Raw genomic sequence first — 12,337 nt, 5'->3', positions numbered from 1 at the left:
TCAGCATCCGTCACAACCCCATCGTCGAAGGCATACGCACGGCCGACTACAACTACCGCAGTGCCGATACCGACCTCTTTGCCGAAACCGACAACAAACAGTCCGAAGAATCAGCCGACAATACCGTCTTATTGGGCAAACAGCAGCATTGGGGCCTTCATCCCAAAACCCCCGACGAAGCCCAAGTTCAGACGACCCTGTTGAACGAAGCCGTCCTCTGCCGTCAAACCGTCACCAACGGCAGCGGCAACGTCGTCTCCATGACACCGATGAAAGTGTTCCAAACCGATGTCTCCTTCCCCGAAGCCCCCGACGGCTGGCTGGTGCTCAGTATGGAACACAGCGGCAGCCGCGATACCGCCTACAGCCATACCTTTACCGCCATTCCCGCCCAACTCGCCTACCGTCCCAAACGCACCACCCCGCGTCCGCATATCGCCGGCACACTGCCCGCACGGGTAACCGCGGCGGAGAACTGCACCTATGCCTATATCGACGATATGGGCCGCTACCGCGTCAAACTACCGTTTGATTTAGACGAATGGAGTCCCGGCGGCGAAAGCCGTCCCGTCCGACTGGCCAAACCCTATGCCGGTCCCGAATACGGCATCCACTTCCCCTTACACGAAGGCACCGAAGTGATGCTCTCCTTCGTACAGGGTAATCCCGACCGTCCGTATATCTCCGGCGTGATGCATGACAGCACCCATACCGACCATATCCCTGCCGATTGGAACACAAGAAACGTCATCCGCACCTGGGCGAACAACAAACTGAGGATGGAAGACCTGAAAGGTCAGGAACACATCAAACTCGCCACCGACTACCAAAAATCCCAACTCAACCTCGGCCACATCGTCGACTCAAATCGAGAAAAGCGTGGTAAGAACGGTGAGGGCTTCGAACTCAGAACTGACGGTTGGGGCGCCGTACGGGCAGGCAAGGGCATACTCGTCAGCGCACAAAACCAGGACGCCAACGGCAAAGTGCTGGATATGGACGATGCCATCTCCCAACTCGAACAAGCACTCTCCCTGGCCAAAAGCCTGAACAAAGCCGCCCAAACGGCCAACAACCATAATACCGATGAAGAAACCCAAAGGGGCCGTCTGAAAGACGCCCTCAAAGAGCTGAAAGAGGCCGGTTTGATCCAAACCGCCCCGGCCGGCATCGCCACCGCGACCCAACAAAGCCAACTGCACACCGCCAATGAAAATATCCACCTCGTCAGCGGGGCAAACACCGACATTACCGCCGGTCAAAGCCTGACCGCCCATGCGGCAGAAAGCCTGAACCTGTTTGCGCAAAGCAGCGGCATCAAGATGCAGGCCAACCAGGGCAAAGTGGAAGTGCAGGCACAGAATGACGAGTTACAGCTGAACGCCTTAAAAGACGCCACCCTGACCAGCAGCGCAGGGAAGATCACCATTGCGGCGAAGGAAGAGGTTTTGATTACCTGCAAGGGGGCGTATATCAAGTTGGCAAACGGGGAGATGGAGATCGGAAGTCCGAAGGTAGTGCGGGTGAGGGCGCCGTTGGTGGTGAATGGGCCGAATAGTTTAGGAATCACTCACCCAGATTGGCCTAAAACTTTACCAAAACGTCCGATGCGAATTAATCTGTGTCAATCTCCTCATTCAGATCACTTTTTCATCGGTATGCCTTATACAATCTATGCAGATGGAGAAGAAATTCAAAGAGGGGTAACGGATGCAACAGGGTATATTGCTGTCGAACATGAAATACCAACAAGTAAATATAAGATTGTATTTGCTAACGATTTGGAATATTTGATTCCGATTGAGGATGAATTTAATGAAAATACATCAAGAGATAAAATAACCAATCGTGGTTTTCATGGCTTGAAATATACAAGTTCTGAACTTTCTCCGATAGAGCAAGCAAAGAAATATTTTGAAATAGTACATAATATAAAAGACAAAAGTTCGAAAGGTTCTAAAAATGGGTAAACCTGTGATTGCGACTTCCACTAAATCTAAATTGGGTGCAACAGCATCAATGAACTGGTTTTTAGACTCACAGGAATCATCACCTGTTGCTGCTACTTTCAAGCCATTGATTAATGGGAAAGAAGCTTTTACAACGCTCCATGAAAAAATTGAAAAAGCCGAACATTCAATTGATATTGCTATATGGGGATTTCAGCCTTCGATGCATCTAAAGCGGGACGGTAAGAGTAAGTGCATTGGGGATTTATTGATTGAAAAAGCAAAAGCAGGTGTGCAGGTGAGGATATTAGTTTGGAGTATACCTTTTAAAATACAGACTTTTTCAGAAGCCAATATGGGAAATGCACCTGGTGTTTTTTCAGGCGGAGTAGCAGGGGTAACTAAAGCTCAGAAACAGTATGATCGAAATTGGTATTTAGCAAGAGAAGGGAAATTACATACGTTAGATCCACATGCATCTCAAAATATTCAGAAATCGTACCCTCATTTATGGGAACTATCAAAGTCTTCATATCAAAAGAATCTGAAATTCAAAACTCGGAGTGTTGAATCTCAGAGTAATCAATATGAAGATAAGGAGTTACCAGAAAATGCAAAATCAACATTGAGGTTGTTTCCTTCTCATCACCAAAAAACAGTTTTGATAGACTACGAAGTACCTCACAAGGCAGTAGGCTTTGTAATGGAACATAATATGCTAGACAATTATTGGGATGATAACAGCCATATTTCTGGTAAGGTATCAGCGCCAAACCAGGGAAAAAATGTTGATACACCATTACAGGATGTGTCCAGTATCGTTAGCGGTGAAGTTTTATAGTATATCAACCGTAATTTCTGCCAATCTTGGGATAAGGTAAGTAGTGAAAAACTTGGAGAAAAAAGAAAGGCTCTGACTTTCGACAAATATCCTTTTAACAAATCTGCCGGAGGTACGCCTTTGATGGCGCAGATATTGCGCACTTACGACAAGCCGGATATTGAAGACATCAAAAAAATCTACCTGCAAAATATCAAAAGGGTGACCAGTTATATTTATACAGAAAATCAGTATTTTAGATGGCCTCCCTTAGCTGAGGCGTTTATCAAGCATTGGCAAAATTTAAGATCGAAGGGGCGCCCTGCAAATATGCCAATACATTGGTTTGTTGTAACTAATTCATCTGATGATGGTTTGGGAAAAGGAACGTATACAACAAATAAAATGTTAGAAAAGTTGGGAAGGCAGGATGTGATGCCTAATGTTGCCCTTACACATACAGAACGTATAGAATTTTTGGAAGCATCGCTTGGAAATAATCATACACAAGGATCAGCAAGTACTATTGCTAAATGGAAAAGAGAATTGGCGGAATTACAGGAAGAACAGAAGCAACGTTCTGGGGCAAGAGAACGATCCTATACTAAAAATGCGGAAGAAGTGAGGGAGAAAGAATTTGCCAAAAAACTGAAAAAAGAGTTGGGTGTCAAAGTCCATGTCTGCACCTTGACTGCATCTAATGCTTGGAAAGAAGTTTACATTCATTCGAAGGTGACCATTATAGATGATGTCTTTACCGTTATCAGCTCAGCCAATCTGAATACTCGCAGTATGCAGGTAGATACGGAATTAGGCATATTCACCGAGAATGGCGCAGTGGCACGCAAACTGCGCAAAGACTTGTGGAAACTACATACACGCGATCTGCACAAAGCCAATAATGCGGCAGGAAAGTTTGACAATGTGGCAAATCCAGAGGGAATGAATGATCCGAATGTAGCATTTATGGCTTTTAGACGGTGGCAGATAATAATGGATGAAAATAAAAAACAGATTATAAACGGTAAACCGCCACTGTACCCTCTGTGCGAATTTTTACGCCTGGATCCTAAAATATCACAATTGGATTGACTATTATGCACAAATCCCTCAAATATACCCTGATAGTTTTAGGCTGTCTGGCAGCAATGTTTATTTGGTTTCTCCTTTGGCTGAAATGCAATCCCATCCATATAGGCGGTGCAAACGGTCAGGTTAAGCCCGCGTATTGCAGCATAGGGGAAAAATGGCAAGAAAAACAACGGAAGAAAGAAACCATGAAGACAATCGAAGAAATCAAAAAGAACCTAGAGTTTACCTGCGTGCATGAAAAACGCCCACCTCTATCCGAGGAAACACAGCAACTCTACAATTACGCGCTGCACCGTGATTTGAACCATATGTGGCCTGGACAGAGGGGGGACGGTTTTTGGGATGAACTATTGCCGTATTACCGCATTGCCGCCGCTAATGGCGATTATAAGGCAAACGTACGGCTGCAGTTCCTGCTCAGCGATGGCTGGACGAGGGTTCCCGATATTGAGGCTGAAGCTGAAACCCAGAAATTGTATAAAATGCTGCACAAACAACTTCCAGCTACCGCCTACTATCTGCTCAAAGGCTATATCGAAGACGGCTACGGTGTCAGCGCGCCCCCCGACAGCGAGCTGGCATTTTTACGCAAGGCTGCGGATATGGGTAACAGGGAGGCGCAATATACGTTAGGTCAGATGATCAGTAGTTTAGATGATGAAGAAACACGTGAATTTCGATTAAAGCTAATGATGAAGTTATATCGGTGTGCTTCTGAACAAGGACAAGGTAATGCTTCTTATTGGTTGGGTATGTTTCTTCCTGACTATCATAAATATGATGAAGCCGTTAGAGCCTATCATCAGGGGGTAAAAAACGGTAATTATTTATCTGCTTTTATTCTTTCTAATGCGTTTAAGGTAGGAAAAGAAAAAGGAAATAACAACTTTCTAGATGTGGAGGCTGATAAAGAGCGTGCTCGCCGTTACAGTATTATTGACTCTTATCTGTCAACTTACGAATTCATGTCGCCGACCGTTCCTGATTTGGACGATATCGTTCCGCTACCGCCGGCACCTTTACCCGAATGGGACGGCAAAATCGCCTTTCAACGCTGGGTGGAGGGAAATGAACCACCAAAACCCTCTGATGAGTTGATAAAAAAGCTGGCGGATAAAGCAGGCTTAGATGTAAAAACCGGGCTACCATTGTAAGGACCATTCAAAGTGGGAGGAGTCAAGGATTATCTAACCTATTTTTATCAGTCTAAGCCACTTTACCAGAGAGAAAAGTTTGCAAACTTATTTGAAGAATAGGCTAATGTCGTCTGAAATTTTTCAGACGACATTTATTTATAAATATCGCTTGAAATTGTTCCAAGCCGATATGCCTACATCGACGAAATGGGGCGCTACCGTGTCAAACTGCTGTTTGATTTGGATGAGTGGCCGTCTCTTTATCCAAGGGGTATCTTTATCTTTGCTTGGTGTGGTTTGGCCGCTGACTTGTCCTTCTTCATCGACTTCTATGGCCTGACGCTGTTTGCTGCCGGCGGTCTGAATAATGGTGGCGTCAACGACAGCAGCGGATGCTTTCTCTACAATCGAGGCTCAAGCTGCTTTGCTTGGGCGAGGCGAACGGTCGGAGTATCTGAAACGGTCGGCACAGGATTTAGGAGTATCGCTCGCTACGCTCTATCGGAAATTGGAGTCTGTGAGTGTTAAGCTGAGCCGAAAACGGCGAAGCGATGCCGGTAAAACGGAACTGAAGCTGGAAGAAGCCAAACTGATTTCGGCTGTACTGGTGGAGGCCATGAGGCGCAACGGAAAGCGGTTGATGTCGGTCAAGCAAGCAGTGGAGATGCTGCGAGCCAACGGCAAAATCGAGGCGGCGCGGATTGATGAGGAAACGGGAGAAGTAAGTCCTCTTTCTGAAAACACCATTACCCGGGCTTTACGAGAGTACAAGCTACATCCCGACCAAATCAGTCATTTTTCAGACGGCCTTTCTTGTACCATGTCTGCCAGCCGGAAATTTGTTTTTCCAGTTTTTGGCAGTATTCGCCATAGCGGACGGCGTGGTTTAAAAGTTGTTCGGGCGATCCGCCACTCAGACGCTCGGGGCGTTCGTGAACGAGCAGCAGCTCGGAAGAGACGGGGGGGATTTCCGCGACGGTAACGGTTTTAATCGTGGCCGAGGGCACGGTTGTAGAGTTGCACGCTGTTAGTGCCAAGGCCGTTAAAACGGTTGCCGTCTTTTTGTACAGTTTCATCAATCTGCTTCTCCAATTGAGCCGCTTGGCGGCCGATTTGCTGATAGGCGGTTGCCAAATCGCGGCTTTGTGCTTGTGCGAAATCAAACCGCTGAGGACTTATAGCCGCAGAAATAAATCGTTGGTACTGCACCTGCTATCAGCAAAATCAGAATCAGGGTCTGCCAAATAGGGTTAAGCGTTTTCCACATCGTCTTTTCCTTTATGGATTTCAGCGATCTGCGGAATCGCCGCGATCGCGTTTGATTAATGCATACCCGCCAACCAATGCGCCATAAGCCCACCAGAGCCATTCCGGCGCATCTGCTGTTTGCGAGAATTTATAGGTCATAGAGGCGGCTGCCACGTTTGCCCATAGTTTGGTATGGCTGATTTTCCCTGTGGCCGGATTGGATACCAATCCGCTCAACCATTTGAAAAAGGCGGTTATTTGCGACGCTTTTTTTTGGCTGCGCGTTTCGCGGCGGCTACCCCGCTCTTGCGGTGGGCTTGCGTCCAACATCCCTGAGTCGGCATGGCGTAGCGAATGCCCAGGTCGCTGTGGCTGAAATCGGGCAGCATGGCTGCGGTCATTAGGGCGATGAGTGACTTTTTTGACATGGTTTGTCTCCCTTTAATCGGTGTTATCTGCAGACGCATGAATCAGGTTTTGTGCCACGCGGCGAATCCAGCCTTTGCCAAATGATGTGAACGTGCCGAGCTTGGTATAAAACACCAAACGTTCGGCATTGAAACGGAGCAGGAGGTCATTTTCAGGAAGTGAATTGATGGCTTTGAGGCTGACTGCTCCGATAACGCCGTCGTCCGGCACGCCTGCGGCGCGTTGCAGCATACGGGCAGCATTGCCATGACCGTGATTGATGCAGGCATCGAAGAATTGGAATGCAACCGCTTCCGGCATTTGATCGGCGTGATAGCGTTCCCAAAATGCTTGACGGTAAATGCCGATCGCTTGTTCACGCGTCATGGCACGCATGGAACCGTTGTAGCCGTTTGCCTGAGCAGTGCGTTTGGTAATGCCCCAGTTGGTCTCGCCGCCGGGGTCTTTGGGATGATTGACGTAGCCGCCCTCGTGGGAGAGGACGCGCTCAATAAATTGGTTGAATTTGGTGGACATAAAAAATCCCTGTATCTATTGATAGGTACAGGGATTTTAGGTAAGGCCGTCTGAATAGGCTTTTAAAGGGGGTTAAAACTTAAATGTAACAAAAGGATTGAGGCGCAATACCGTTTGGCAAAATATCTGCCAAATCTTTTTGTCGATTATATTTCTTTACTTTGCCTACTTTAATGGCATGTGCAATGTCTTTACCTTCAAAATAAGCTTCAAAGAAATCGGCACTGATGCCGGAAAACTCTGCCGTTCTTTCCCATAAGCGGATAGGAGACTCTGATATTAATTCTGCAATTTCAAACTCACCAACTACTTTTCCTATAGGTAAAGTGGCATATATCACTACTTTTTTAACTGCTTTGTTTTTGGGTAAAACCCGACGAAATTCAAATTTTTTCTCGCCATTAAGAATTTTCTCGGCATACTCGGGTTTAATAGATAACAAAACTTTCATTGACTTGACCTAATCTCAAAATATGATATGCCTGTTGGTGGGTAAGTGGCATAAAACCAAAATATGCACCTTCACTTAGACCAACCTGCTCAAGTAAATCTTTTCTTATGATTCGCTTGGGTAAGGCAATATTATACGAGAATCTCAATATATGCGGATACTTTCTTACCTGCCAAAATCGTTGTAACTCTTCTTGAGAGAAAACGCTATAAGGGGCACAGTATTTTTCAAATTCAGCATAGCTATCAAACGAATTAATGTGTCGATATTCTTCAACGACACATACCGAACTTATCAAGGCACGATAATAAGCCCTTCCCGGTTCATCAGTAGTTCGGTAGATAAATAAGACATCTCCACGTTTTAATTTTTCAATTCCACCCATATTAGTTAAATACACTTTATGGATACTGTTTGTTGGAGAAACGTCTTGAATAATAGAAGTATCTTCTGTTCTTAGTATTGAATCCGGAAGTAATCGGGTGTGCCATTCAGGATAGATTGACAGTAAATAAGTCTGAGGTTGATAAGTAGTATCTCCCCTAAAATTCACAAGAGGATAGTTTTTATTGGTGTTTTCCACACCTTGATATACAAGATTAAAACGTCGAGTTAAAACCAGTTCCGTTCCATTAGCTGTTACCTTTTTTGCTTCTATTCTAAAACCATATCGTTCGAATAACGCGATTAAGGGAACATGTTCAGCAAAAACAGTTACATAAATATCATTGAATCCATATGTAATTGCATAGTCAAAGATTTTTTTGATAAAACGCTCCCCAAGTTTAGTTCCGTGGGCATTGATTTTGAGCGTCCCTACTTTCAACCAGCCACGACTAAAGTTGGTGGATAATACCGGAATACAATCATCAATAATTTGAGGTTCGGCCTTCAAGTATAAAAAACCATCTATAAAACCGTTATTCCCATAAAATACATAAGCATATTCTTCTGCTTTTCTTTGGAACCAATCTGAAAATTCACGATAAGATGCTTTTAAAGAGTCAAAAAAGGGGTCATTCAGATTTACATCAGCAAAACGTTTGTATTGTAAGTTTTCCATATTTTTCTTCCTGTTTTTATCACAGCTATCTGAAGTTATTAGACGTCATTCAATTTACTCAGGCTTTGCCGTCAAAACCACGCTCGGTAAATTGGTAACAGTGACTTTATAAGCAATCCCACCACGCGCCCATTCTCGGGTTGGCTCTTTTTGAGCATTATGGCTGTCAATCGCCATTTTGATTTGGTCGCTGGTATCACGCAGCAGTGTGCGGTCTTCCGGGGCGGTTGCTGCAATCAAGGCTGCGGCGGCTTTGGACAGTTTTTCCGCTTTTTGAGGCACTGCATCTGTATTCCAAACTACTCGGACGGCAGTAATTTTGTCGGCTTTATCGGTATCAACGGTTAATGTGAGGCCGTCTGAAAAGTCATGCAGCAGATTCTTTCCTTCTGCATTATCGGTTGGGGATACATGTTCAGGCAGGGACAGCCCGGTTTTTTGGTCGGCAAGCCCTTTATTGGCTGCTGATTGATAGTCGGTATAGCTTACCAGCATAGTTTTTAATTCGGATTGTGCCTGCTCTTGAGGTTGGGCAGATGCCGGTTGTTCTTCAGATTGGCCACCACACGCAGATAATGCAACTAAAACCGATAGTGTAAGTAAGATTTTTTTCATGAGTTTCCCTTGGGTTGATTGGTTTATTTTTTACGCTTTTTCGGACATTTCTTGCCATTGCCTCCCGGGTTGCAGTCGCAGGCCTTACCGTCACCATCACGATCTAAACTTTTCCAGCCCGGCATCTTGGCCAAATAATACTTTTGCGCGGCTTGGTGTGTCGGGAAATCTTTGCATTTGGCTGCAGCAACAGCCTGATGCGGTATCAGCAGGCACAAAACCGGCAACAATGCTGCAAAATAAGTTTTCTTCATAAGTTTTCCTTTGTTATGTCAGGTCATTTGAGATTTGAACCACTTGGCCGATGACCTGAATATCGGGATGGTCTGCCAACATCAACGACATCGGCGGATAGGTATCATTGTCTGAAATCAGCAGCAGGCTGCCGTCAATCTGTTTTTGGATGCGTTTGACCCAAAGCGTTTCGCCTGAACGGATGACGTAAATTTGTCCGTCTCGCGGATTGTTTTTGGAGGTATCCACCAAGAGCATGTCTTTACTATGGATGGTGGGCTCCATGCTGTCTCCACGTGCGGTGACACAGTTGAGGTCTTTGGCAAACAGGCCGCGTAACTTAAGCCAGTCTTTGCGGTAAGCCAAGTGGTTGGCCGGCTCTGCCACTCCGTAGGCGGCCGCGCCATTCCCTGCGGACACTTCTACGTCATACATTGGGATGTATGCGTATTCATCTTTATCAATTTCCCCTTTAAGGTGGAAATTTCTCCCTTTCCCTATCAGCCAGTTTGCATCAATTTGAAAAATTTCCACTATAGATTGGATCATTTCTAGCGGCGGACGCTGCTTTCCTCGCAGTACATCCTTCAGTCTGGTCGGTTTTTCTCCAATTTTTTCGGCAAATTCGTCGATTGTAATCTTATTAAATTCAATAACTTGCCTAATTTTTTCCAAAACCATACCTAAAATTCCTCAAATAAGTGGAAATAAACCTTGCAATAGTGGGATATTTCCACTATTATTTACACAACATTTAACCAAGATTGTTTAAATCTTTAAACAATCAGAATTTTAACACGAGAACGAAACAGGAGATATTCCGTGAAAGCAGAAAAAATAAAAGCAGGTTTCCGCGAGCGCGGTGAAACGATTAAGGATTGGTGCGATGCGCGTGGCTATGACCCGACTTATGTGTCCCGGATTTTGAACGGAAACGTTAAGGCAAACCGTGGTAAGGCGCATGAAATCGCGGTTGAGTTGGGGATGAAGTCCAAATTAGATGAAGTGAAACGGAGTGCGTGATGAGTGCCAAAGGCGTACGACTTTTAAAAGTCTTTAAGGCATTGGAAGCCCATCCGATTATCGGCATCAGCAACAAGGAAATTTCAGACGGCCTCGGTATTTCGCCGGTACATGTCAGCCGGGACTTGGAAGACCTGATTGCGGAGGGTTTGGTGGTCAAGCTGGATAACGGCAATTTTGCGTACAGCATTAAAACCTTGCAAATCGCGGAACGTTTCAGACAGCAACAAGAACGTTTGACTGCACGTTTGCAGGAAATTGAACAACGAGTTTATTAAATGCGACGACGTCGTCGCATTTGCAGGAGATAAAAATGGAAGTATTAGGACACGCGGTTGGCGCAACGGCAAACGAACTGGCAATACACAGCATGGCGGTTATGGATCGTTTTTCAAATGGCGAGGCTTACAACGAGGCTGTTTGGATTGAACGTGGACGTTTTGCGGTACGCCAAACGATTTTTAAGCTTTTTTCGGTCAATTGTCGGTTAATCAGTTCCAGCAGTTCGGACAGGGTGTCGTCTTGCGCCAGCCAGTTGCGGTAGCGGCATAAGGTGCTGTAATCGGGGATGCTCAGTTCGTCAAAACGGCAAAACAGGTTGAAATCGATGCGGGTGATGAGGCTGTGTTCGAGTTCGGGATCGGAAAGGCTGTGCCATTGTCCGAGCAGGACGGCTTTGAACATGGACAACAGGGGATAGGCGGGACGGCCGCGGTGGTCTCTAAGGTAACGGGTTCTTTGACGATTCAGGTATTGTTCGATCGGTTGCCAATCAATCACCTGATCCAACTTCAATAGTGGGAAGCGGTCGATGTGTTTGGCAATCATGGCTTGTGCGGTTTGCTGAAAGAAGGTGGTCATGGAAAATCCCCTAAATGTCTTGATGGGAATTTAGGGGATTTACAAAGGTTTCGGCCTCAAAGTCCACGTTCTGTCAGTATGTTCTGTCAGTATTATGATGAAAAGAACAGGCTGCACTACAACCGTTTATGTTATTACAACCAAAAGAACGCTGGATGAAATTGAAAGAACTGGGGATTTAACAACAAGGGATTTATTGAGAAAAAGCTGGGGCAATTGATAAAAGGCCGTCTGAAAAACCTTTCAGACGGCCTTTTTTATTCTTGAATTCTGTAAGCGATTGAATCACTGAGAGAAACAGAAGTTAGCAGATTAAAACACTAGCATTATTAATTTAACATAATATAAATTAATTTCCTTTTTCCTATTCTTCTACAAATTCCGCTTATTGTTCCTATATGTCATGAGAATTAATGATACTCCAGAGGGTGTGCTCATAGTACTCCAATTTTTAGTATAAAATCAATGGTTTTTAAGAGAAATGCGGCTGCTTAATTTACCACCTTTCCCCTGAATGGTGGAATAGGGTAGGGTAAAATGTCTCTTTATTCCTTATTTCAACCGTTCAGACGGCCTTTTCCCCATTCATCCCATTTGCTTTACCAGCGGCATTATCCCCGTTATCATACAGTGTTCATCGTCAGTCGGATATTACCCTTATGACCGCCCGCCAATCCTATCATCTTACCTTCGCCCGTTTTTCTCCCTCACTTTCAGTCCGCTCCTTCACCGCCTCCGAAGCGGTCAATACCGCCTACCGTGTCGAAATCACCGCCACATCGACCGATTCCTCTTTGCCTCTGTCTTCCTACCTCAACCAACGCGCAGCATTTGAGATTCGTCCGCAGGAAGGCTTACTGTCGGAAGTGGCCGGGGTGTTCGGGTCTGCTTCAGACGATC

General features: G+C 45.4%; 16 protein-coding genes and 4 pseudogenes. 8 read left to right on the top strand and 12 right to left on the bottom strand.

Going from position 1 to position 12,337, the window contains the following annotated elements:
• The 4 genes from vgrG to ACTHUG_RS11010 all read left to right on the top strand — a co-directional run.
• Positions 1–1,970 (top strand): type VI secretion system tip protein VgrG (gene vgrG / locus ACTHUG_RS11025; RefSeq protein ID WP_440386782.1); only part of this gene is annotated, 1,970 nt, incomplete at its 5' end.
• A complete protein-coding gene (locus ACTHUG_RS11020) occupies positions 1,963–2,790 on the top strand; it encodes a phospholipase D-like domain-containing protein (protein WP_440386781.1) in 828 nt (275 codons plus the stop codon). The genes vgrG and ACTHUG_RS11020, both read left to right, overlap by 8 nt.
• 135 nt (positions 2,791–2,925) lie before the next feature.
• The gene (locus ACTHUG_RS11015) at positions 2,926–3,861 is read left to right on the top strand and encodes a phospholipase D-like domain-containing protein (RefSeq protein WP_440386780.1); all 936 of its coding nucleotides are present in this window, start codon (positions 2,926–2,928) and stop codon (positions 3,859–3,861) included.
• A gap of 5 nt (positions 3,862–3,866) precedes the next feature.
• The gene (locus ACTHUG_RS11010; protein ID WP_440386779.1) at positions 3,867–5,015 is read left to right on the top strand and encodes a DUF6396 domain-containing protein; all 1,149 of its coding nucleotides are present in this window, start codon (positions 3,867–3,869) and stop codon (positions 5,013–5,015) included.
• 245 nt (positions 5,016–5,260) lie between these two features.
• On the opposite strand, the pseudogene ACTHUG_RS11005 reads toward ACTHUG_RS11010, so the two are convergent.
• A pseudogene (locus tag ACTHUG_RS11005) lies at positions 5,261–5,402 on the bottom strand (IS5/IS1182 family transposase); the annotation flags it as partial.
• Here ACTHUG_RS11005 and ACTHUG_RS11000 point away from each other — a divergent pair.
• Positions 5,365–5,787: pseudogene (locus ACTHUG_RS11000) on the top strand (transposase); the annotation flags it as partial. The pseudogenes ACTHUG_RS11005 and ACTHUG_RS11000 overlap by 38 nt on opposite strands.
• Here ACTHUG_RS11000 and ACTHUG_RS10995 read toward each other — a convergent pair.
• The 10 genes and pseudogenes from ACTHUG_RS10995 to ACTHUG_RS10950 all read right to left on the bottom strand — a co-directional run bounded on the left by ACTHUG_RS10995 (position 5,786) and on the right by ACTHUG_RS10950 (position 10,234).
• Positions 5,786–6,004 (bottom strand): hypothetical protein, encoded by a 219-nt coding sequence (locus ACTHUG_RS10995; protein WP_049322366.1) that lies wholly within the window; start codon positions 6,002–6,004, stop codon positions 5,786–5,788. The pseudogene ACTHUG_RS11000 and the gene ACTHUG_RS10995 sit on opposite strands and share 2 nt — an antisense overlap.
• Entirely contained in the window at positions 5,985–6,206 is a 222-nt protein-coding gene (locus ACTHUG_RS10990) for a hypothetical protein (RefSeq protein WP_440386778.1), read from the bottom strand. The genes ACTHUG_RS10995 and ACTHUG_RS10990 overlap by 20 nt, the downstream gene beginning before the upstream one ends.
• A gap of 41 nt (positions 6,207–6,247) precedes the next feature.
• Positions 6,248–6,575 (bottom strand): annotated as a pseudogene (locus ACTHUG_RS10985) (hypothetical protein).
• The gene (locus ACTHUG_RS10980; RefSeq protein ID WP_049322420.1) at positions 6,500–6,673 is read right to left on the bottom strand and encodes a hypothetical protein; all 174 of its coding nucleotides are present in this window, start codon (positions 6,671–6,673) and stop codon (positions 6,500–6,502) included. The pseudogene ACTHUG_RS10985 and the gene ACTHUG_RS10980 overlap by 76 nt, the downstream one beginning before the upstream one ends.
• 13 nt (positions 6,674–6,686) lie before the next feature.
• The gene (locus ACTHUG_RS10975) at positions 6,687–7,190 is read right to left on the bottom strand and encodes a glycoside hydrolase family 108 protein (RefSeq protein WP_049322369.1); all 504 of its coding nucleotides are present in this window, start codon (positions 7,188–7,190) and stop codon (positions 6,687–6,689) included.
• Between the two features lie 79 nt (positions 7,191–7,269).
• Positions 7,270–7,641, bottom strand: a complete 372-nt coding sequence (locus ACTHUG_RS10970; protein WP_049332761.1) for an ASCH domain-containing protein — start codon at positions 7,639–7,641, stop codon at positions 7,270–7,272.
• Positions 7,619–8,704 (bottom strand): hypothetical protein, encoded by a 1,086-nt coding sequence (locus ACTHUG_RS10965; RefSeq protein ID WP_314461033.1) that lies wholly within the window; start codon positions 8,702–8,704, stop codon positions 7,619–7,621. The genes ACTHUG_RS10970 and ACTHUG_RS10965 overlap by 23 nt, the downstream gene beginning before the upstream one ends.
• Before the next feature lie 54 nt (positions 8,705–8,758).
• Positions 8,759–9,319, bottom strand: coding sequence for a hypothetical protein (locus tag ACTHUG_RS10960; protein ID WP_440386777.1), 561 nt, complete (start codon positions 9,317–9,319; stop codon positions 8,759–8,761).
• 23 nt (positions 9,320–9,342) lie between these two features.
• The gene (locus tag ACTHUG_RS10955) at positions 9,343–9,573 is read right to left on the bottom strand and encodes an excalibur calcium-binding domain-containing protein (RefSeq protein WP_440386776.1); all 231 of its coding nucleotides are present in this window, start codon (positions 9,571–9,573) and stop codon (positions 9,343–9,345) included.
• 13 nt (positions 9,574–9,586) lie between these two features.
• A complete protein-coding gene (locus ACTHUG_RS10950) occupies positions 9,587–10,234 on the bottom strand; it encodes a LexA family transcriptional regulator (protein ID WP_440386775.1) in 648 nt (215 codons plus the stop codon).
• Positions 10,235–10,375: 141 nt separating this feature from the next.
• On the opposite strand from ACTHUG_RS10950, the gene ACTHUG_RS10945 reads away from it, so the two are divergent.
• Positions 10,376–10,576: a DNA-binding protein gene (locus ACTHUG_RS10945; RefSeq protein ID WP_314575196.1), complete on the top strand. Its 201-nt coding sequence runs from the start codon at positions 10,376–10,378 to the stop codon at positions 10,574–10,576.
• Positions 10,576–10,854, top strand: coding sequence for a DNA-binding phage protein (locus ACTHUG_RS10940; RefSeq protein ID WP_049322374.1), 279 nt, complete (start codon positions 10,576–10,578; stop codon positions 10,852–10,854). Before ACTHUG_RS10945 ends, ACTHUG_RS10940 begins: the two co-directional genes overlap by 1 nt.
• Before the next feature lie 178 nt (positions 10,855–11,032).
• Here ACTHUG_RS10940 and ACTHUG_RS10935 read toward each other — a convergent pair.
• Positions 11,033–11,437: pseudogene (locus ACTHUG_RS10935) on the bottom strand (transposase); the annotation flags it as partial.
• Positions 11,438–12,096: 659 nt separating this feature from the next.
• Here ACTHUG_RS10935 and ACTHUG_RS10930 point away from each other — a divergent pair.
• The coding region (locus ACTHUG_RS10930; protein ID WP_440386774.1) for a hypothetical protein at positions 12,097–12,337 on the top strand (241 nt) is incomplete at its 3' end.

Origin of the sequence: Neisseria sp. P0022.S009, from assembly GCF_051956675.1 — a bacterium.
Classification (GTDB): domain Bacteria; phylum Pseudomonadota; class Gammaproteobacteria; order Burkholderiales; family Neisseriaceae; genus Neisseria.
This window is presented reverse-complemented; position numbering and strand designations above follow the sequence as displayed.

Excerpts from the sequence above, each read along its gene's own strand:
- ACTHUG_RS11020 (WP_440386781.1), top strand. The coding sequence starts at position 1,963 with ATGGGTAAACCTGTGATTGCGACTTCCACTAAATCTAAATTGGGTGCA.
- ACTHUG_RS11010 (WP_440386779.1), top strand. The coding sequence starts at position 3,867 with ATGCACAAATCCCTCAAATATACCCTGATAGTTTTAGGCTGTCTGGCA.
- ACTHUG_RS10980 (WP_049322420.1), bottom strand. The coding sequence starts at position 6,673 with ATGTCAAAAAAGTCACTCATCGCCCTAATGACCGCAGCCATGCTGCCC.
- ACTHUG_RS10975 (WP_049322369.1), bottom strand. The coding sequence starts at position 7,190 with ATGTCCACCAAATTCAACCAATTTATTGAGCGCGTCCTCTCCCACGAG.
- ACTHUG_RS10970 (WP_049332761.1), bottom strand. The coding sequence starts at position 7,641 with ATGAAAGTTTTGTTATCTATTAAACCCGAGTATGCCGAGAAAATTCTT.
- ACTHUG_RS10965 (WP_314461033.1), bottom strand. The coding sequence starts at position 8,704 with ATGGAAAACTTACAATACAAACGTTTTGCTGATGTAAATCTGAATGAC.
- ACTHUG_RS10960 (WP_440386777.1), bottom strand. The coding sequence starts at position 9,319 with ATGAAAAAAATCTTACTTACACTATCGGTTTTAGTTGCATTATCTGCG.
- ACTHUG_RS10955 (WP_440386776.1), bottom strand. The coding sequence starts at position 9,573 with ATGAAGAAAACTTATTTTGCAGCATTGTTGCCGGTTTTGTGCCTGCTG.
- ACTHUG_RS10950 (WP_440386775.1), bottom strand. The coding sequence starts at position 10,234 with ATGGTTTTGGAAAAAATTAGGCAAGTTATTGAATTTAATAAGATTACA.
- ACTHUG_RS10940 (WP_049322374.1), top strand. The coding sequence starts at position 10,576 with ATGAGTGCCAAAGGCGTACGACTTTTAAAAGTCTTTAAGGCATTGGAA.